Consider the following 20,288-nt stretch of genomic DNA (forward strand, 5'->3'; position numbering starts at 1 on the left):
AGGGCAAACCGCCATGGGCAAAACGAATATCACCAAGGCCGCGGTGGCCTTGACCGCAGGCCTTGCCGCCTTTGGCGTTACCGGATTCGCCGTGGCGCAAGGCGGCTTGACTGCCAACCTGGCGCTTTCGGGTAGCTTCTTCAAAATCACGATGGGGCATCTAGATGGCGAGGGCTTTTCGCTGTTTGTCGATGATGATCAAAAGGGCGATGAACACCTTCCCGTCGCGCGTATCAAACTGGACCATGCCAAGGTTTCTGACCTGTGCCTTTCCGTGACGGTTCCGAAGGTGCCCGGCGTTGGTGGGGAGGCTACCCTAGCTTTGAAAGCTGAGGGTGAGGGCAGCGTGGAATCCGATAGCTTGCTGGTCGGCGCGACCGACGTGGATGGTTCCTTGGTGATGCAGGATGTCAACGTGGGCATCGATGCGAATCAGCTCAGCGATACCGCCGATCCCGGCGCGTGGGGCCTGTACTCGAAGCAGGTCTCCCTCAAAGCGGATGATGTGAAGGCCACCTCCGTGGGCGCGCAACGCCTTTCCGCCAAGAATGTGGGAGTAACGGTGCGGAAGGGCTCCGAAAATGGCTGCTGAGCCTACAGCGGAAGAAACCCGGTCCCTTCCATTAGCAGAGGCATCGGGCGAAGAATCTAAGCCTGGCGTGTGGCAGCGCTTTCGCCGCTGGCGTTCTGGCCGGCCCTTTTTTCCGGGGTTGTTGCTCATCCTTTCCGGAATTATTATCGCCGCGCCGGCCTATATCACCATCCGCATCTCTGACCTTTTGGTCATGATTTCCACCATCTCTGGCGTCTCTACGCTGCTTATTGGCGTCTTGCTAGCCATGTTCGGTCTTGGTGCGTGGTTCCAGCCGGCAACCTCGAATTATGTCGGTGTGCTAGGCATCATCGTGGCCATTATTGCCTTGCCGACGTCCAATTTGGGCGGCTTCGTCATCGGCTCCCTGCTCGGCATTATTGGCGGGGCCTTTACCTTTGCGTGGCAGCCAGGGGAGAAGAAGCGCCGTACGAAGGAAGCAGCGGATCAATGATGAGGGCGTTGCCTCGAGCGGCGCGCGGCTGCCTAATTGTGCTGGCTTGTGCGCTGGTGGTTGCTGGTGCCAGCGGCTCAGAGCGGGTTAATGCGCAAAATGCCCCGGCGGTTCCGTACTTCAGTACCGTCTTCGCGGATACGGTGACGCTGACGAAGAATGTCACCGTATCCTTGGGTACTTTCCCCACCGCCAGCGGTGATGTGCGGGTCCTGGAGCTGAAGGGCGACAACCTAGACATCGACAACCTCGCCATTACGCTGCCTGGCCGCTATGGCGATGGCATGCTAACCACGGGAGGGGACACCACCGAGGTACGCGGCGGACCGGTGACCATTATGGCTACCGAGCTTAAGGCCACCCCGGCAGTGGGTAAGGTTTCTGCACCCCGGGCGGATATCGATTTAAGCCGCGACGATATCAATGCCGTGTTGGACAAACTTGGTATTCCAGAGGCTCACCCCGTCCCCGATGCGGAGGTGCCCGATGTAATCATGGACCACATTGAGCTGCGCGATGTCACCCTTGAGCTGGTGAACCTCAAGGGTGCTCACTTTAACGCGCCGACCGTGACGGTAGGGCTGGAATAGCTCGCAGCCGGGGAAGGTTTACCCCTGAGCGAACTGGGATTGATGCAGGCGCCAGTATGCGCCTTGGGCCGCAAGGAGATCGTCGTGCGAACCTTGTTCCACGATGGTGCCGTTTTCCATGACGAGAATGAGGTCTGCATCGCGAATGGTGGACAAGCGGTGGGCAATGACGAAAGAGGTGCGGTCTGCGCGCAGCGCGTTCATCGCCTCCTGGACGAGGACCTCGGTACGGGTATCGACCGAAGAGGTGGCCTCATCGAGGATGAGCAGCGCGGGCTGGGCCAAGAAGGCGCGGGCAATGGTGATGAGCTGGCGCTCGCCGGCCGAGATAGCACCGCCGTCTTGGTCGATGATGGTGTCATAGCCATCGGGCAGCGCGTGGACGAAGCGGTCCACATAGGTTGCCTTTGCCGCAGCGATGACCTCTTCGTCCGTCGCATCCAAGCGGCCGTAGCGGATATTCTCCATGATCGAGCCCTTGAAGAGCACGGCGTCCTGGAGCACCATGCCCACCTGGGAACGCAGGGTATGGCGAGGCATACGGGCGATATCGTGCCCATCAATGAGAATTTGACCGCCATCGAGCTCATAGAAGCGCATGAGCAAGTTAACCAGTGTGGTCTTGCCGGCACCGGTGGGGCCGACAATGGCCGCGGTCTGGCCAGGCTCCACGCGCAGGTTGAGGCCGGTGATGAGCTCCTTGTCCTCCGCGTAGGAGAAGTCAACGTCTTGGAACTCCACGAGCCCTTGGGCGCGGCCGGGAAGGTCCTCGTCGGTGGTGTCGGGGGCTTGCTCTCCGGCGTCGAGAAGCTCAAAGACGCGCTCGGCCGAGGCCACGCCGGATTGCACCTCCTGCATCATGCCGCCGAGCTGGCCGAGCGGCTGGTTGAACTCGCGGGAGTACTGGATAAATGCAGTGGCAGCGCCCAGTGTCATGTGGCCATTGGCCACGCGCAGGCCGCCCAGGACCGCAATGGCCACATAAGACAGGTAGGACAGGAATTGCATGATGGGCATCATGATGCCGGACAGGAACTGAGCCTTAGCTGCGGAGTGGTAGAGCTCCTCGTTGCGCTTGTCGAATTCCTCCGTCATGGCCTCAGTACGGCCGAAGACGATGGCTAGGTCGTGGCCGGAGAAGGATTCTTCTACCTGGCCGTTGAGCTGGCCGGTGGAGCGCCACTGCGTTGTGAACTGGCGCTGCGAGCGGCTGCCGATGACACCAATGACCAGGCCAGTAAGCGGCAGGGACAGTAAAGCCACCAGAGCGAGCTGCCAGGAGACGCTGAACATCATGATGGTGATGCCAATGACCAGCAGCGCGTCATAAAACAGCTGCGATAGCGCCTCCTGCAGGGCCTGCTGCACGTTGTCGATGTCATTGGTGGTACGTGAGAGGATATCGCCGCGCTGCTGGGAATCAAAGTAGTTGAGAGGCAGCGCATTAATCTTCGCCTCCACGCGCTCGCGCAGGTCAAACACGATATCCATGCTTAACTTGTTGAGGATGGCTCCCTGCCACCACTGGAAGCCAGAGGAGACGATGTACATCGCGATCACGGTGATGATGAGCGTGCCCAGTCGGTTAAAATCGATGCCTTCACCGGGGACGAAGTCCATCGCGGAAGCCATATCCGCAAAGCGGTCCTGGCCCTCAGCGCGCATGCCCGCAATGGCTTGCTCGGCGGAGATATTAGAGGGCAGGTTGCGCGAAATGACGCCGGCAAAGATGACGTCCATGGCCTTGCCCATGATCTTCGGGGCTACCACGGCCAAGAAGATGCAGATGATGTTCATTGCCGCGACGGCCCACAGTTGGCGCTTGAAGGGAGCAAGCAGGGAGAAAAGGCGTTTGGTGGAGGGCCAGAAATTCTTGGCCTGGCGGGGTGCGGAGCCGCCCATCGGATCAAAACCGGCATCCGTGGACTCGGCGGTAGAGGTGGTGTTTTCAGCCATTAGTTTTCGCCTCCTGCAACACCGGCGGTTTCTTGGGAATCAACGATTTCTTGATAGACCGCGCAGCGGCCCAGGAGCTCCTCGTGGGTGCCGCGGTCAACGATGCGGCCGGCATCCAGCACCAGAATTTGGTCGGCATCCCGGATAGACGCCACGCGCTGGGCGACGATAATGCTGGTCACCGGCTGCTCGCGCTCGGCAAAGGAGGCGCGCATTGCGGCGCGCACCTTGGCATCGGTGGCCACGTCCAGCGCGGAGAAGGAATCATCGAAGAGATAGACCAGCGGGCGGGCAACAAGCATGCGCGCGATGGACAGGCGCTGGCGCTGGCCACCGGAGACGTTGGTGCCGCCCTGTGCGATGGGCATGTCTAGGTCTTCTACGAAGTCCGCCTGAGCCACGCGCAGCGCCTCCCAGAGCTCGTCATCGGTGGCCTCGGGGCGGCCCAAGCGCAGGTTGGAGGCCACAGTGCCGCTAAATAGGTAAGCCTTCTGCGGGACGAGGGACACGCGCTGGACGATGTCCTGGCGGGCCAGGGAGGTGGTAGGGGTGGCGTCGATAAGCACCTGGCCCTCCGTCGGCACGTACAGGCGTGGGATGAGGGAAACCAGGGTGGTCTTGCCCGAGCCCGTCGAACCAATGACGGCCGTAGTGGTGCCGGGCTGAGCGGTAAAGGAAATGTCTTCTAGCACCGGCGCATCCGCACCGGCATAAGAAAAGCCCACGTTGCGAAATTCCACCGTGCCCGCGCAGGTCTCCGGAGAGGTGGTGGAGCTGGGTGGGGTAATGGAGGGCTCGTGCTGGAGCACCTCGGTGATGCGGCGGGCACAGATGATGGCGCGCGGCAGCATCATCGCCATGAAGGTACCCATCATGACCGCCGCCAGAATCTGCAGCAGGTACTGCAGGAATGCGGTGAGCGAGCCGACGTTGACCAAGCCCTCATCTACGCGGTGGCCGCCGAACCACAGGACCGCGCCTGTGGCCACGTTGAGGATCACCGTAATGAGCGGGAACATCACCACGAAAAGCCGGCCGATGTTCAAGGACAGATGGGTAATGTTCTTATTTTCTTTGGTGAAGCGCTCGGACTCATAGGCCTCGCGCACGAAGGCGCGCACCACGCGGATACCGGTGATCTGCTCGCGCAGGGTGCCATTGATGGAATCCAGCTTGTCCTGCATGGAACGGAAGAGCGGCATGAGGCGGGAAATGATAACGGAGATGGTGCCGAGCAAAACCGCCACGGAGACCCACACCAGCCAGGACAAGCCTGCGTCTTCGCGCACGGCCATGATGATGCCGCCGATGGACATGATGGGTGCGGTCACCATGAAGTTCAGCATCATCATGTAGACCATTTGCACCTGCTGGACGTCATTGGTGCCGCGGGTAATAAGCGTAGGTGTGCCAAAACGGCTCATGTCCTCAGTGGACAGGGAATTAACGTGGCGGAAGACCTCGCCGCGTAGATCTCGGCCGACGCCCATAGCGGTGCGGCTGCCGCACCATACCGCGCCGATGGCGGTGATGACTTGGGCAAACGCGACGGCCAGCATGATGCCGCCGGTGCGCCAGATGAAGTCCACATCGCCCTGAGACACACCTTCATCGATGATCTTGGCATTAAGCGATGGAAGGTACAGCGTGGCGGCCGTAGATAAGGCCTGCAGGACAAGCACCGCGATGAAATACGGCGTATATGGCACCGACCGTGTAATGAGAATGCGAACCAGATCCATGGACTCGCGCCCCTTTCCTTGCCGTGGCTGGGTAGCCGTGCAAGTTTATACCGGTGGTGGGTGGGGCGCTAGTTGGTTACTGCTGCTAAATCCCCACGTGAGCCAGCTGTGCGCGGGTGATGACGCTGCGCCAGTCTTCAAAATCCTGCAGTGGGGCGCATAGGCCTTCCCACGTGGTGACGGCCACGCCGCGGGCCTTGAGTTCCAAGACGAGTAGCTCGCGATTGCCAGAGGCGGCCAGGCGGTGGATTTCGTTATGCGTGATATCGCCGTTTGGGCCTACCCGTACGTTGCCGATAAGGCGCAAGCGGGGAGTGGTGCCGGGGCCGCAGTGGGATCCTGAGACGGCGTCGGAAAGCACTCCTGCGAGGCCAGCAAAGCGTCGAAGTAGACCGAATGGTGCGGTGCATTGGGTAATGAGGTCCACACACATGCCAGCGCTGATAAGCTTCTCGGCGGTGGATAGGGCTGCCGGGCCCTCCCCGATGATGGCTATACGCTGCATGAAAGTGCCTCCTTGTGCAGGGCGCGGACGCCCGTAATAGACTGTCTTGTCTGTAAATCTAGTCCGCTTGGTACGGATTGGAAACTTTTTATTCGCACCTCCCGCCAAGCTCAGCGGCTTTTCGCCCACAATCCGCTGCGCCGCCTCGGGGTTTTGCCTAATGTGTGACGGCATGAACCCAACGATGAACCTGCTGGACGGTGGCAAGAACTACCGCGACCCCAGCATCTCCCCGGAAGGCACGCGCGATACCGCGCCGCTGGACGCCGAGGTAGCCGCGCGCAACCAGCAATTGGTGGACCAGTGGGCGGATAAGCTTTATGACGCCTCAGCGGAAACCATTACCGAATGGGCCGCCGAACACGCACCCGGCCGCCTGGCCGTGACCATGTCCATGGAGAACACGGTCTTGGCCGAGCTCGCTCACCGCGCCGGGCTCGATGCAGACCTGCTTTTCATCGATACTGGCTGGCACTTCCAGGAAACCCTGGAGGTAGCCGACGAGGTAGAAAAGCGCTACCCGGACCTACCCCTAGTACGGGTGCTCCCGCTGCTCAGCCCAGAGGAACAAGACGAGGTATACGGCCCGCGCCTCTACGCCCGCGATACCGCGGCCTATAACCGCATGCGCAAGGTCGAGCCGCTGAACATGGCCATGGACCCTTATGCCGGCTGGGTCACTGGCCTGCGCCGCGCCGATTCCGAGCACCGCGCCACCGCCCCAGCGCTGAGCCTCGACCGCACCGGCCGGTTGAAGATCTCGCCCATTATTACCTGGGATCTAGACGATACGGACCGCTACATCGAGGACAATAACCTCATCATCCACCCACTCACCCTGCAGGGATACCACTCCATCGGCTGCGCCCCGCTGACCTTTCCGGTTGGTGAAGGCGAAGATGCCCGGTCCGGGCGCGTATTTGCAGATGGCAAGACAGAATGCGGGTTACACGAATAATGAGCACACTTTCCCCACACTTAAAAGACCTAGAAAACGAGTCCATCCACATCCTGCGCGAGGTGGCCGGGCAGTTCGACAAGGTAGGCATCCTATTTTCCGGCGGCAAGGACTCCGTCGTTGTCTTCGAGCTAGCCCGCCGCGCCTTCGCCCCGGCCACGGTGCCGTTTGAGCTGCTCCATGTCGATACCGGCCACAACTTCCCTGAGGTCATCGATTTCCGCGACCGCCTCGTGGAAGAATCCGGCGCTCGCCTCCACGTCGCCCGCGTCCAGGACTGGATCGACCGCGGCGACCTGCAAGAGCGCCCCGATGGCACCCGCAACCCGCTGCAATCCGTGCCGCTGGTAGAGACCATCGCCGAGCGCGAATATGACGCCGTGTGCGGTGGCGCCCGCCGCGACGAGGAGCGCGCCCGCGCCAAGGAACGCATCTTCTCCATCCGCGATTCCTTCGGCGGCTGGGATCCCCGCCGCCAGCGCCCCGAGCTGTGGGACCTGTACAACGGCGGCAAGATGGCCGGCGAAAACGTCCGCGTCTTCCCCATCTCCAACTGGACCGAATCCGATATTTGGGAATACATCGGTGCCCGCGAACTGGAGCTGCCCTCCATCTACTACTCCCACGAGCGCGAGGTATTCAAGCGCAATGGCATGTGGCTAGCGCCTGGCGAATGGGGCGGCCCGGCCGAAGGCGAGGAGCTGGAAACCCGCACCGTGCGCTACCGCACCGTGGGCGATATGTCTTGCACCGGCGCCGTGGAATCCACCGCATCGACCCCGGACGAGGTGCTCGCGGAGATCTCCATTTCCACCCTTTCCGAGCGCGGCGCCACCCGCGCCGATGACAAACTTTCCGAGTCCGCCATGGAGGACCGCAAGAAGGAAGGCTACTTCTGATGACCACGACCCTCGCGCCGAATGTCGGCGCCCTCAAACAGCGCGATACCCTGCGCCTGTGCACCGCCGGCTCCGTCGATGACGGCAAGTCCACCTTCGTCGGCCGCCTGCTCTATGACACCAAGTCCGTGCTCGCGGACCAGGTCGAGTCCATGGAGCGCACCTCCACCGACCGCGGCTTCGACGGCATGGACCTTTCCTTGCTTGTCGACGGCCTGCGTGCCGAGCGCGAGCAGGGCATTACCATCGACGTGGCCTACCGCTACTTCGCTACGGATAAGCGCACCTTCATCCTCGCCGATACCCCCGGCCACGTGCAGTACACCCGCAATACGGTCACCGGCATGTCCACCTCTCAGGTGGTGGTGCTGCTTATCGACGCCCGCCATGGCGTTGTCGAACAAACCCGCCGCCACCTCAACGTGGCCGCCCTCCTCGGCGTGCGCCACGTGGTCCTCGCGGTGAACAAGATCGACCTGGTGGACTACGACGAGCAGGTCTTCCGCGATATCGAGTCCGAGTTCAACCAGATCGCCACCCGCCTGGGTATCACCGATACCACCGTGGTGCCGATTTCCGCGCTCAAGGGCGATAACGTGGTCGAGCGCTCCACCACTATGCCGTGGTATACCGGCCCGACCGTCCTCGAGGTTCTCGAGACCGTCCCCGTGGCCACCGGCCGCGCCGATGAGCTGGACTTCCGTTTCCCCATCCAGTACGTCATCCGCGAGCACGCCTCCGATTACCGCGGCTACGCCGGCCGCGTGAAGGCGGGCTCCATCTCCGTGGGCGACGAGGTCTACCTCCCTGAAGGCCGCACCAGCACCATCACCCAGATTGACACCGCTGACGGCCCAGCCGACACAGCCGCCACCGGTGACTCCGTCACGCTCCTGCTTGCCGACGACGTCGATCTCGCCCGCGGCGATCTCCTCGCCGGCCCCCAGCGCCCCGCGTCCACCCGCGAATTCGACGCCACCGTTGTGGGCCTGACCGAAAAGGAGATTAAGCCTGGCCAGATGCTCAAGCTGCGCTACGGCTCTTCCCTGGTCAAAGCCCGCGTCGCCGCCGTCACCCGCACCCTGGATCTTGATGGCGTTTCCGACGTCGAGGACCCCGAGTCCGTCGCCATGAACGACATCGCCCACATCACCATCCAGACCCAGGCCGAGCTCCCCGTCGAGGACTATGCCGCCCGCGGCGCGGTGGGCAATTTCCTGCTCATCGATCAGTCCTCCGGCAACACCCTCGCCGCCGGCTTCGTTGGCCACCGCCTGCGTTAGTCGTCCTGTGCGCCGCTGCTGCTTCTCTCACCGCGCATCATTATGATGCCCGTGACTCCGAGCAGCAGCGGCGTGGAGATACCGAACACCGTAGGTCCTACTACGGTTAAGTTCACGATCAGCAGGACAATCGCCGCCACCAGCGCGAAAGCCCCGAATTTCTGCTGAAACGTCTTCTCGCTCATCTCTATCTCTCCTTCGGCTACGTTGTGGCCACGATAACTGCTCTTAGTTCCTCGCGAAAGCCTAGAACGCGGCCATTTCTTGGCTTCCGCACATTCCTGCGAATCCCGGACCGCCGCTTGGCGTCACGCAGCGCGCAAAACAAGCACGTTTCGCCGCCAAACTGGTGACAGTTTAGCGAAACGTGCTTGTTTTACATCGACCTACTGCATCGGCGGAACGTCGCCGGACATGATGACCTTCTGCTGGCCTTCATCCCACCGGAAGCCTGCATTGGTCGTACCCGAGCGGTTGGCATTGCCTTCGCCCTCGCGTGGCCAGTGATAGGTCACCGCTATTTCGGAATCGTTGACGCGTTCAACCGTGGGAGCGAAGCCGTAGGGCTTTGCTGTTGCAGTACCTAAGTATTCACCGTGGTTAAAGAGCATGATGTGGAAGGGTGAAGAACTTGTCCCTCCCTCAATCATTAGGATTTCCCACGATAGGGAAGCGCATGGGTCGTAGCCGGAGGAATCGAAAAGCTCCCAACCGATGGTGCCCCACGGCGCAACTTGGGAAACGCCGCCTTGGAACGCTGTCTGTGCGCTGTGCGTACCGCAGGTTTGGTCGGCTCCGCTAGCAGAAGAATTCTCGTCACCTAGTTGGGACGCCTGGCTGTCCTCTTCCTCATCCATCACTACGTTGGGTGGCACTGGCCTGGAAGTAGTGTTTCCTTCTGGTATAGGTCCTTTCGTCGAGGTTTCCTGCTCTGCATCGTCTCCTTGTTCTGGTGAAGCGGGCCTCGAAGCAGTCTCATAGTGAAGTTTTTGACCAGCAGTGTCAGTGGAATTTTCGTCACAGCCAGCCAGAGCGAAAGACGCGATTGCCAGGCCCATTGCTGCTCCGATAGCCAGTACTTGGCCATGGAAAGGGCTATGCGAGCTAGGCATTCTCAATTGCCCGGCGTCCTATAGTCTTGCGAATCGACCAGACGAACTCCCAGAGAATCAGCATGAGCGGGGTGGCTACGAGAGTTTTGATAAGGGAGGCGCTGAAATCTGCGGTCTTGGACTCAAGCTCCGAGGAATCAAAGATAAGGCCCATGGCGGTGGTGTCACTAGCTTCGCCGGCAAGGGACAAGCCGCGGATTCCGGCAATGAGCCACATGAGGAGCAGGATGCCCCATAGCACGCACCACATGATGGATTGGCAGCGTTGGCGGTCTGGTTCGACGGGGAATGTTACATTACTAAAATCAACAGTGACTTGTTTATTGGTCACGTTGAAGCTTGAACTGCTGCTGAATTGCCGATTTGTTGCCTGTGGCTTCCAGTCTTGCTGTGGTTGCGCCGAGTGCTGAGGGGTGTATTCCGACGCCGGGGTATAGGAGGCAAGATTTTCTTGCGGCGCGGTTTCGGACGGAAGGGCGGCGATGTAGCGGATGCGTGCGATATCTACTTCCGGCCCAGTGGTATTAGCCAAGTCGTTATCGTATTGCTTGCGCCGGTTGTCTGCGGAAAAGATTTGTCGCGCAGTGCTCAGTTCGTCGCGCGCTGCGGCGTCCCCGGGATCGACTTGGGTGAGCTTGTTGTCGATCTCTTCGATAAGATCGGCGGAATCGGCCGAAGCATCGAGGGAGAGAGAATCGTAGAGGTTGTAGTGGGACACAGAGAGTTCCTTTCTGGTGTTAGAGCAGAGTTGTAGGGGGAAGAGAGTAATAGGGAAGGGGGGATTTACATGGAGAGGGGATTAGCAGGGGTCGGAGAAGTCCGCATCGTTATTTAGTGAACGAGCATTGCCACCGTATTGCGCTTTTAGCTCGCACACTTTCTCTACGCTATGGCCTGCGTCGAAGTAGACGGCGTAGACGTCATTGCCGTCTACTTGGCCGCGAAGAGAGCTGCAGGCTTTTCCGCTCATTGTGTGTGAACCCGGATACTTACCCTGGACGCGAGAAAGCTCAGGATGGGGGTCACTGCCTAGGGGGACCATAACGGATTCCGCGATGAGAATGTATCGGCCGTCGCAGCGGGGGCCGGCGCTGTCGTCCGGCATTTCGTCAATAGATTTTGCGCTAGCGCCAGCTTCATCTTTTGCTGCAGATTCCGCACTGGGTTTGTCATTGGCGTCGCACAACAAAACCTTATCGAGCAGGGGGATTGGGGCACCGGCGTCTTCAAGTTTTGACCGGTCGTAGCATTCCATATGGGACGGCCACGACGTTCCATCTGTTTCGTATCGGTGCCAGGCATTGTCGGTCCAATAGAACAAGGTTTGGGCCGAGGTTCCGTACTCACCAGCAAAAAGCCAGGAGTCATCGCAGTACATCTTTACCGGAGCACGCAAATCGCTGAGTTTGTCATCTGCGTATTCATTGCACTTTTCGTACTTGGTCAGTTCTTGTGATTTAGCGTTATTTTTTCTCTCTGGGGAATCTTTTGCCTCGTCTTTTTTGGACTTGTCCTCATCTTTGTCGGACTCGGACCCCTTCTCAGGGTGGGAGGTATCTCTAGCCTCGGAGCTAGCAGCCAATGCAGGTTCATTTGGGTCATCGGCATCATTTGAATCGTTCCTATTGACCAGTGCCCAAGTTAAACCGCCAACCAGAGCGAGAGCCGCTAGCACAGCGATGACTAGGAACACGATGCGTTTACCTTTTCCGGAGGACTTAGGGTCGTCAAAGTCCTCACCTGTAGGTGATGCTGCAGAAGTCGAGGTTGTAGGGGAATTAGGTGAGAGCGTGCCCCAAGCTTGTTCCTCGCGTGGCATGGGGCGCATGCGTTGAGCAGAAGGATCCGTGGAGGGCTGATCCGGCTGGCCCCAGGCATTGTTGTTGTTCAAAGGCTGAACTCCTTCATAAGCAATTCAAGAGCGGAATACGAGAGAGATTGGATAATCTAAAGATTAATCCGTGTCATACTATAGACATACGACTTGCAGAAATGCTTTCAAATAGAACGTCAATACAGGCATTCTGCTTTATTCAAGTTATCTGCACGTAAAGCGAATGGTATAAGTGTGACATCTGTTTGGCTAAGAGATTAGGCTAAAAGGGGAAAATGCCGCCAAGATTGTCAGATATGAGGGCCTAGCAACCGGTGAAAGGGGCTGTGTCTTAGTGCGAGAGCTTGAACGCACGCGGAATTTTGGCGAGCGGGAAGAGCTAAACGGCGCTTCTATGTCCGGCTTAATCCCAAGCGTGACCGAAATTTGAATCCCCTATGAGGGGGAGAAAGGAGCACTCGTGACACTGGATCGCAATTTGAATGCGTCCGAATTGCACGCGACCCGCAACCGGGTAAGCGTGTCCCCGGATCTCATCCGCCGTTTGGGCGGTGCCTTGGGCTATGACGCAATTGAGGCTTTTGGATCTGAGGCACAGACGGAATTGAGCAAGGTCTTTGATCTGGGAGACATTATCGATTTGATGCTGCTGAGTCAGCTGCCGGAGATGGAAGTCGCGCCGGGTGTGGAGCAGCAGGTAGAGGGGGACGTCGCTAAGCAGCTGCTGCGGCGCATCAGCGCGGGTGATTATCTGACGCGCCAGCAGGTGCACGACCGCCTGCCGCGGGCGACGGTGATGCTGTACCGCATGGGACATCCGCGCCTGTGGGCCTTCGCCGCTCGCCAGCGCCTGCCCCAGGACGCGGAACGGGCCGTGCCGGATTCCTTTCACCGTGATATCACCGGTCCGTACACCACTCCGGAGGAGGCGTGGCTGGGCATGTACGTGGCCGATGCCACGCGGCTCGGGGAGCTAAACACCCAGGTAGATGGTGCCGGGTTGGACGAGGATAGGCAGCAGCGCCTGCGTCTGGGCATGAGCTTGGCCGATACCTACCGCCAGGTGTGGAGTTCCGCGCGCGGCCATTGGCGTGTCAGCCCCCAGACGCGCTATATCGTGCCTTCGCGCTTTGGCTACTGCCCCTTTGTCTTCCGCGTGGCCGAGGGAGGGTGGCGTCGCGATTCCTTCGAAGGGAGCCACGACCGCTTCATGGCCACGCAGGGCTATTGGATCGACGTGGAGCGCGAACGGCTCATTCACCTCGGCGCGCCAGACCCGCACGATGCTTGGCTGCCTACGGCGCGGATCGCGGCCGAAGCACCGACGGAGGAAGACCTGGCCGTCGCCCGGGTGCTTAGCGGGAAAATCATTGCCCTTGGCGCCGGCCAGAAAAACATTACGATTCGCCTGCGTCAAAAGAACCGCACATTGAACTTTGACTAGGGCGGGCAGGTATTCTCGCAGGCATGGAGAATCTCAACGGACGCACCCTTTTCGTCGCCGCTGTGGACGCGGAAGCCACCCACATTCCGGAAGGCGAACCCCTGCTCATCACCGGAATCGGTACGGTTCCGGCGGCCATTGCGCTGACGGAAGCTCTTGCCGACGCCCGCGCTAACGGTGCCCTTCCCGATCGCGTGGTCAATATTGGCACGGCCGGCGCGCTTGTCGACGGCATGGCCGGCGTCTTCGAAGTGGACAAGGTCACCAAGCATGACTTCAAGCTAGAAGTGCTTACCGATATCAACCGCTACCTGCTGCCAGAGGCCATCGAGCTCGAGACCTCCGGCCGCCTTCCGGTGCGCGGACTGGCCACGGGCGACATGTTTGTCTCCGATACCGCCCTGCGCACCGAGCTGGCCAAGAAGTCGCAGCTGTGCGACATGGAAGGCTATTCCATCGCCGCAGTATGCCAGCGCTTCGATGTGCCCTGCACCCTGCTTAAGCAGGTGTCCGATTCCGCCAATGAGGAATCTAAGGGCACCTGGGCCAACGTTCTCGACCGAGGCGCACGCCAGCTCGCCTCGGCGGCTACGGACCTAGGTTTCCTGCGCTAAAAACTAAAAGCGCGCCGGAGAGGGCCGGCGCGCTGCTAGTGGGGGCTGAGTCTTAGCTCAGCGGACTCATGGACTGGTAGAGCTGCTCTACCTTGTCGCGCGGAGTCTCATCGTGTTCGTAGGTGACGTCGCTGAAGTCTTCGGGGTCGTCCTTGGAGCCGGTGATGATGTCTATATCGGAGGGCTCGACTTCGCCGGAGCGCAGCGCGGCCATCTCGGCGTGGTAGCGCACAACAACAGCGATGGTTGCGGCCACGGGGACGGCGAGGAAGGCGCCGACGATGCCGGCCAGGGTAGAGCCGACGGTGACGGAGAGCAGGACAACGGCCGCGTGCAGGCCCATGGCCTTGGACTGCAGCATCGGCTGGAGGACATTGCCTTCCACCTGCTGGACGATGATGATAAGTGCGAGCGCCAGCAGCGCGTTGGTCAGGCCATTGGAGACCAGCGCGATGATGACGGCGAGGGCGCCAGCGGTGACCGCACCGATGATCGGGATGAAGCTGGCGAAGAACGTCACCACAGCGATGACGAGCGCAAGCGGAACTTGCAGAACCCACAGGCCAAGGCCAATGAGGACTGCGTCCACCATGGCCACGGCGGCCTGCGCCTGGATGAAGCCGGACAAGGTCTTCCAGATGCGGGCACCGAGTTCAGTGACGTGCCAGCCGGTGGAATTGCCGGTGTACTTGCGCAGCCACGGCAGGAACTTGTCGCCGTCTTTAATGATGAAGAAGGTGACAAAGAGCATGATCAGCGCGGCCACGACGATGGAGCTGGCCATCGAGAAACCAGAGATAACGCCGGTGGCGATGGTGGAGGCTTGGCCCTTGGCAAACTTGACCACGTCCTGGAGCACGGACTGTAGCTGGTCACTTTGGATATCGATGGGGGACTTTTCCACCATCTCCGTGAGCTGGTTGATGCCGTCTTCGGCCTGATTAATGAGCGTTTGGCTCTGGCTGGTGACTACGGGGGCCATGGCGGCAAAGACGCCGCAGAAGACAATGATGAGGCCGAGCAAGGTGCTCACCGCCGCAAGCGAGCGCGGGAATCCCTTACTGCGCAGCCACGCGCTGATGGGGTAGAGCACCGTGGAGACGAGGATGGCGAGCAAGACCGGCAGCAGGCCTACCCAAATGAACTTGAGCAGGTAGCCGGCCAGCGCTAGGCCGGCGACGATGAGGATGAAGACTACCGAGACCTTGGCCATGGTGCGGAAGTCCTTGGCCAGTACGGCGGATTTATCGTCGCGCTCGGCAGGGTGCTCGCTGGCAGCCTCTGCACCAAGGTGCGCGTCATCATAAGCGACGAGGGTATGCGAATCTTCCTCGCCCGGCTTTTGGATCTGTGTTGCGTTGCCTTTTTCCTGCGCAGACGGGCGCTTGGCCTCGTCGCGGGAAGACGAATTATGTGACGTAGACATTGTCTACCACTATGCCACATAAAACTCGCAGCGCATATACGAAAAAGGAGGTAGCGGCCCAGGGGCGGGGCGCTACCTCCCTTCAGTACCTTTAACGCGTCCGCTGACGCGGCCGGGGATTACTCGTCGCGCAGGTTACCTACGTTGCGGATAATGCCGAAGCGGTGCATGGTAACCGAAACTGCCTGCTCAAGCAGGTAAGGCATGAGCTCACGGCGGCCGTCGGCAAGCACGGGCTGGTCCAGCACCACGGAGTTGGAGCGCACCGCGGCCTCGTAGATGGAATCCGGCACGGTGCCCAGGGCGCGCACGCGGGCGGAGGCGTCATTGGCCACGTCGGTAGCAAAAGCCTCGTCGGTGATGGCCTTGACGTCGAAGCCGAGGTCCTGCAGCTGGGTGGCAACCTCCGGGGTGGCGGAGATTTCCGTGGCAGTGCCGGTAATCGCGGCGGCCAGCACCTGGCGAGCAACCTCGCGCAGCTCGTAGCCTTCGCCCACGCGCACGCGCAGCTTGGTCAAAAGTGGGCGATAGCGGAAGATATTGGCCTCAGAAACCAAACCGGTGCGGTCGTGGTTGCGGCCAAACTCTTCCTGCCACGCTACCTGGTCCAGCTCAGCGGCGCGCCACAGCCAGGTGATGTCCTCCTCGGTGAGCTTGCCGGAAAGGTTATCGCGCAGGCGGTGCAGCGCGGCGAGGCTAGCTGGGGCAATGTCCACGTTGCGTGGTTTGAGCTCGCCATCGGCCCACTCACCCATCTGCGCCACGTAGTTCGGGCCGCCAGCCTTGGCACCCGGGCCCATGACGGACTTCTTCCAACCGCCGAAGGACTGGCGCTGGACAATCGCACCGGTGATGCCGCGGTTGACGTAGGCATTGCCCACCTCAACGTTGTCGATCCAGTACTCGATCTCGGCGTCGTCAAGCGAGTGAATGCCGCCGGTCAGGCCATAGCCGGTGTCGTTCTGCCAGGCAATGGCCTCTTCCAAGGTATCGGCGTACATGATGCCCAGGACGGGGCCGAAGCACTCGTTCTTGTGGTACCAGGAGCCCGGCTGCACATTATCGCGGATGCCCGGGGACCACAGGGTGCCTTCCTGGTTGAGCTTTTCCGGCTTGAGCAGCCACTTCTCGCCCGGCTCGAGCTGGGTCAAACCGCGCAGGAGCTTCTCGCTCGGCGCTTCCGCCAGGCCGTTCATGGTGGTGGTGATATCGAAGCCCGGGCCCGGCTTAAGGGTCTTGACAGCATCCAGCAGCTGGGTACGCAGGCGCTCGGACTTGCCGGCCGCGCCGACGAAGATGACCAGGGAGGCCGCCGAGCACTTCTGGCCGGAGTGGCCAAAGGCGGAGTTGTAGAGGTCATCGATGGCCAGATCCGGGTCCGCGGCTGGGGTAATGATGAGAGCGTTCTTGCCGGAAGTCTCCGCCATAATGTTCATCTTCGGCTTCCAGGAACGGAAGAGCGCGCCGGTATCGGAGGCGCCGGTGAGGATGACATTGTCCACGTCATCGTGGGAGAGCAGGGCCTTGCCGGCCTCGGCTTCATCAGTGAGCACCAGCTGCACCAGATCTGGGTCCAGGCCCTGTGCCTCGAGGGCGGTGCGGAAGGCCTCCACCACGAGCTTGCCGCAGTGAACCACCTGCGGTGCAGGCTTGACGATGACCGCCGAGCCCGCCGCCAAGGAAGCCGCAAGGCCGCCAGTCGGGATGGCAATGGGGAAGTTCCACGGCGGGGTTACCACGGTGACGGTGTGCGGGGTGAACTCGGAGTAGGACTCTTCCAGCAGGCGCGCGGACTGGCCGTAGTAGGTGCAGAAGTCAATCGCCTCAGAGACCTCAGGGTCGGTCTGGGTAACGGTCTTATTGGCTTCATACGCAGCCACAGAGATGAACTTACCGCGCTGGGAAGCAATCTCGTCCGCGACCGCCTCGAGGGCCGCGGCGCGCTCGGCGGCAGGGCGCTTGCCCCACTCGGTGCCCAGCTCCTTGGCGCGGGCGATATGGCCTTCTACTGCGGCTGGGTCGGTGACCTCCCCGATGCCGTGCTCGCCCGGATTGCGCTTGAGCGCTTCCTGCGCCCACTGGCGGTTCGGCGCGAGCGCCGGGTCAGTATCAGCCTCGTTAGTAAAGCGGCCGGTACGCGGTGCCTGGCGGCCGTCTTCCTCAAGGCGGTTCTGGGTGCGACGGGCACCAGCGAAGGTGTCCCAGCGCTTGGCGACGGCCCGACGGAACGTCTCTTCCTGATCCGCAAGCGGCTCCTCGCCTGGAGCAAAGAGCGCGTAGAGGAAGTTCTGCGGCGCGGAGTTTTCCTCCAAGCGGCGTACCAGGTAGGACACGGCGACGTCGAAGTCTTCTGCGTGGACAACCGGGGTATAGAGGATCTGGCGGCCGTCAAAGACCTTGCGCACCGCTGCCTGCTGTGCTGGGGACATGCCCTGCAGCATCTCCGAATCCATCATGTGCAGCACGCCGCGCTTCTTACCCAGCTCATAGGCCATTGCCGCGGTGTAGAGGTTGTGGGTTGCTACACCGATGCGGACGCTATCGGCGTACTCGTCGCGCAGGATGAAATCCAGTAGGCGGTAGTAGTTAGCGTCCACGTCGAGCTTGTTGGTGTAGGTAGCCAGCGGCCAATCGTGGACCTCACTTTGCACGTTTTCCATGGATAGGTTTGCGCCCTTAACGATGCGCACCTTAACTTTTGCGCCGCCTTCAGCGACGCGTTGCTTAGCAAACTCCGCGATGTCCTTGAGGGCATCAAACGTATCAGGCAGATAGGCCTGCAGGACGATTCCGGACTCCAGATTCTTAAATTCCGGCTCGCTCATCAGCTCCTTGAACAGGCGGATGGTCAGGTGGAGATCGTGGTATTCCTCCATGTCCATATTGATAAACACCTGCGGATTGCGGCGCGCTGCTTCTTCATAGAGTGGACGCAAGCGCTCTTTGAGCCGCTCCACCGAACCGTCGATGTCCCACTGGTTAAGCTGAGCCACCATGGAGGAGGCTTTCACGGAAACGTAGGTCACGCGCGGATTTTGGATGAGCTTGAGGGTGCGCTCCGCGCGGGACTTAGCCTCTTCCTCACCGAGTACGGCCTCACCCAGCAGGTTGAGGTTGAGCTGCTCGCCGGATTCGGCGGCCTTGTCCAGAATCTTGTTGAGTGCATCAGACTCGGCGTCGAGAACGAGGTGGCCAACCATCTTGCGCATGTACAGGCGGGCAACCGGCATGACTAGGTTGGGCAGGATTGGGCCGAAGAAACCACCGGCGCCAACGAGCGCACCATTGATGCTGCCCAGGAACGACGGATCATAGTGAGAGGAAATATCCTTCAATGCGTGTGCGGCAACCTTGTCATCTTCTGGGCGCATGACGCGGTCGACGAAGTCCATGGTGAACTTCACGCCGTCCTCATCGCGCAGCAGGTCCGCGAGTTGTTCGGTGGCCTTATCTTCTTCGTCCGCAGTGGACTTCAACCAGTCGTGGGCGCGGCTGATAGCTGCAGGCAGGACTGCTTCCACATCATCAGAGATGGGCAAGCGGGTATTGGCAGGAGAAGTCATATGGGTTCTACCTCTTTTTCAAACGGGTCACATCCTAGAAACCACTTTTCACATGGCAGTGAAGGGCGATGTATCTGCGCCGGTCTGGAACTGCCGGCCGATACGGCGTCTGGATGATGAGCAGTGAGCTATGTGGTGCTGCAGGGCGCAGCTGGGTGAGGAGCGAACACGCGGGTGCGCGCGACGCAAAGTGAGGGTCGCAGAGGTTCGTGGTGAAATGCGATGTCAGCGGGCCATTATGCGGGCCGAATGCGGACGGGAGGCCTATCGCTGCTACGACGAACGCGCGCCAAGTTGGTGTTCAACTCTCACCTGCTTTCTATGACGTGGCTATGGGGGGCAGAGGAAGAAACGTGAGCGGCTTAGCGCTCTGACGTACGGCAACCCTGCAGGTTCAGGCTCCAATTGTTGCCTAGGAAATATTATTAACTTTTGTGTTGCTGTAATTATAGGGAAGCGCCAAACGTGATGCTAGTCTCCTTCGGTAAATGGCAGACGGGGGTAGAAAAACAAAAAATAAACCCCAGCATGTGGGGTTTAGAGGGGGCATTGGCTCATCCGGGGGTATTCCACCCCCGGGTTGGCCAGCAATCGGGGTTTAAGAACCGTAGCCAGCCTTGAGCGCCTTCACCGCCAGCTCGAGCCGGGACTTGGCGTGGAATTCACTGAGCAGGGTGGACACATACTTCTTCACCGTGCCCGGTGCATAATGCGTGCTCTTGGCAATCTCTTCGTTGGACTTTCCTTGGCAGACCAAGTCCAGGACCTGCTCTAGCGCAGGGGAGATATGGTGATTGTCCTTGATCTTGGCGGTTGCAGCTGCCGCATCGGCGCTGGTTCCCTCAGCGTTCCAATCGGGAAGCTGCTCAAACAAGCGGGTAAGCGACTGTGGGGTGACAACCGTGCCGCCGCGCACGGCCTCGCGCACGGTATCCAAAATGTAGACCGGCTTGGAGCTTTTTAAAATATAGGCCGCGGCCTTATTAGACATGACCTCTTTGAGGGTCTCGTCATTGTCCATCGCGGTCATCGCAACAAAGACCGGCGGGTCTTCCAGCTTGTTAACCTCACGCAAGAGGGTCGTGCCATCCATCTCGGGCATATGGATGTCCGCGACAATGACGTCAAAGTCCTGCTCTTGCAAAAGCGCGAGAGCGACCTTGCCATTTTCTGCGGTGGCGCGCACCTCCATGTCCTCAGCCGAGGCGAAGTAGCGCCCCAAGGCCTCAAGGACAAGTGGGTCGTCATCGACGACTAAAAGGGATGTCTTTACTTCGACTTCGGGCACCATGGTGCGGGGCATCCGAATGCAATAT

Annotated in this window: 18 protein-coding genes; 8 read left to right on the forward strand and 10 right to left on the reverse strand. The window is 60.4% G+C overall.

Going from position 1 to position 20,288, the window contains the following annotated elements; all coding sequences use genetic code 11:
- The first annotated feature begins 13 nt into the window (after positions 1–13).
- Genes MHY24_RS04080 through MHY24_RS04090 form a run of 3 tightly spaced genes read left to right on the forward strand, consistent with a single transcriptional unit; the run spans position 14 to position 1,636 of the window.
- Positions 14–592 (forward strand): DUF6230 family protein, encoded by a 579-nt coding sequence (locus MHY24_RS04080; RefSeq protein WP_204610822.1) that lies wholly within the window; start codon positions 14–16, stop codon positions 590–592.
- Entirely contained in the window at positions 582–1,046 is a 465-nt protein-coding gene (locus tag MHY24_RS04085; protein ID WP_239228443.1) for a DUF6114 domain-containing protein, read from the forward strand. The genes MHY24_RS04080 and MHY24_RS04085 overlap by 11 nt, the downstream gene beginning before the upstream one ends.
- Positions 1,043–1,636 carry a hypothetical protein gene (locus MHY24_RS04090; protein WP_239228444.1) on the forward strand — a complete coding sequence of 198 codons (594 nt, stop codon included), beginning with the start codon at positions 1,043–1,045 and terminating at the stop codon, positions 1,634–1,636. The genes MHY24_RS04085 and MHY24_RS04090 overlap by 4 nt, the downstream gene beginning before the upstream one ends.
- 18 nt (positions 1,637–1,654) lie before the next feature.
- Here the strand turns inward: MHY24_RS04090 and MHY24_RS04095 are convergent, their stop codons facing one another.
- From MHY24_RS04095 to MHY24_RS04105, 3 genes are all read right to left on the reverse strand, one after another.
- Entirely contained in the window at positions 1,655–3,592 is a 1,938-nt protein-coding gene (locus MHY24_RS04095; RefSeq protein WP_301332445.1) for an ABC transporter ATP-binding protein, read from the reverse strand.
- Complete coding sequence (locus MHY24_RS04100; protein ID WP_239228445.1) at positions 3,592–5,334, reverse strand: ABC transporter ATP-binding protein; 1,743 nt, start codon at positions 5,332–5,334, stop codon at positions 3,592–3,594. Before MHY24_RS04100 ends, MHY24_RS04095 begins: the two co-directional genes overlap by 1 nt.
- 85 nt (positions 5,335–5,419) lie before the next feature.
- Entirely contained in the window at positions 5,420–5,839 is a 420-nt protein-coding gene (locus MHY24_RS04105) for a methylenetetrahydrofolate--tRNA-(uracil-5-)-methyltransferase (protein WP_239228446.1), read from the reverse strand.
- A 172-nt stretch (positions 5,840–6,011) separates the two neighbouring features.
- On the opposite strand from MHY24_RS04105, the gene MHY24_RS04110 reads away from it, so the two are divergent.
- From MHY24_RS04110 to MHY24_RS04120, 3 genes are read left to right on the forward strand one after another with little or no spacing between them, the layout of a single operon-like run.
- Positions 6,012–6,797, forward strand: coding sequence for a phosphoadenylyl-sulfate reductase (locus MHY24_RS04110; protein ID WP_239228447.1), 786 nt, complete (start codon positions 6,012–6,014; stop codon positions 6,795–6,797).
- On the forward strand, positions 6,797–7,696 hold the full coding sequence (gene cysD, locus MHY24_RS04115) for a sulfate adenylyltransferase subunit CysD (RefSeq protein WP_086588811.1): 900 nt from the start codon (positions 6,797–6,799) through the stop codon (positions 7,694–7,696). Before MHY24_RS04110 ends, cysD begins: the two co-directional genes overlap by 1 nt.
- Complete coding sequence (locus MHY24_RS04120) at positions 7,696–8,979, forward strand: sulfate adenylyltransferase subunit 1 (protein WP_239228448.1); 1,284 nt, start codon at positions 7,696–7,698, stop codon at positions 8,977–8,979. Before cysD ends, MHY24_RS04120 begins: the two co-directional genes overlap by 1 nt.
- Here the strand turns inward: MHY24_RS04120 and MHY24_RS04125 are convergent.
- The 4 genes from MHY24_RS04125 to MHY24_RS04140 all read right to left on the reverse strand — a co-directional run bounded on the left by MHY24_RS04125 (position 8,976) and on the right by MHY24_RS04140 (position 11,982).
- Complete coding sequence (locus tag MHY24_RS04125; RefSeq protein WP_239228449.1) at positions 8,976–9,164, reverse strand: hypothetical protein; 189 nt, start codon at positions 9,162–9,164, stop codon at positions 8,976–8,978. The genes MHY24_RS04120 and MHY24_RS04125 overlap by 4 nt on opposite strands.
- 201 nt (positions 9,165–9,365) lie before the next feature.
- Complete coding sequence (locus tag MHY24_RS04130) at positions 9,366–9,854, reverse strand: LppP/LprE family lipoprotein (RefSeq protein WP_367398050.1); 489 nt, start codon at positions 9,852–9,854, stop codon at positions 9,366–9,368.
- A gap of 229 nt (positions 9,855–10,083) precedes the next feature.
- Positions 10,084–10,809 (reverse strand): hypothetical protein, encoded by a 726-nt coding sequence (locus MHY24_RS04135; protein ID WP_239228450.1) that lies wholly within the window; start codon positions 10,807–10,809, stop codon positions 10,084–10,086.
- An 81-nt stretch (positions 10,810–10,890) separates the two neighbouring features.
- Positions 10,891–11,982, reverse strand: a complete 1,092-nt coding sequence (locus MHY24_RS04140; protein ID WP_239228451.1) for a hypothetical protein — start codon at positions 11,980–11,982, stop codon at positions 10,891–10,893.
- Positions 11,983–12,385: 403 nt separating this feature from the next.
- On the opposite strand from MHY24_RS04140, the gene MHY24_RS04145 reads away from it, so the two are divergent.
- Together MHY24_RS04145 and MHY24_RS04150 are read left to right on the forward strand one after the other, a co-directional pair.
- On the forward strand, positions 12,386–13,369 hold the full coding sequence (locus MHY24_RS04145) for a hypothetical protein (RefSeq protein WP_239228452.1): 984 nt from the start codon (positions 12,386–12,388) through the stop codon (positions 13,367–13,369).
- A 23-nt stretch (positions 13,370–13,392) separates the two neighbouring features.
- On the forward strand, positions 13,393–13,983 hold the full coding sequence (locus MHY24_RS04150; RefSeq protein ID WP_239228453.1) for a nucleosidase: 591 nt from the start codon (positions 13,393–13,395) through the stop codon (positions 13,981–13,983).
- A 52-nt stretch (positions 13,984–14,035) separates the two neighbouring features.
- Here MHY24_RS04150 and MHY24_RS04155 read toward each other — a convergent pair whose 3' ends face one another.
- The 3 genes from MHY24_RS04155 to MHY24_RS04165 all read right to left on the reverse strand — a co-directional run bounded on the left by MHY24_RS04155 (position 14,036) and on the right by MHY24_RS04165 (position 20,275).
- On the reverse strand, positions 14,036–15,409 hold the full coding sequence (locus tag MHY24_RS04155) for an AI-2E family transporter (RefSeq protein ID WP_239191707.1): 1,374 nt from the start codon (positions 15,407–15,409) through the stop codon (positions 14,036–14,038).
- Positions 15,410–15,528: 119 nt separating this feature from the next.
- Positions 15,529–18,972, reverse strand: coding sequence for a bifunctional proline dehydrogenase/L-glutamate gamma-semialdehyde dehydrogenase (locus MHY24_RS04160; protein WP_239228454.1), 3,444 nt, complete (start codon positions 18,970–18,972; stop codon positions 15,529–15,531).
- Positions 18,973–19,570: 598 nt separating this feature from the next.
- Positions 19,571–20,275, reverse strand: coding sequence for a response regulator transcription factor (locus MHY24_RS04165; protein WP_239191701.1), 705 nt, complete (start codon positions 20,273–20,275; stop codon positions 19,571–19,573).
- Between the last annotated feature and the right edge of the window lie 13 nt (positions 20,276–20,288).

The sequence above is a fragment of the Corynebacterium sp. ACRPQ genome, assembly GCF_022347225.1.
GTDB lineage: Bacteria > Actinomycetota > Actinomycetes > Mycobacteriales > Mycobacteriaceae > Corynebacterium > Corynebacterium tuberculostearicum_D.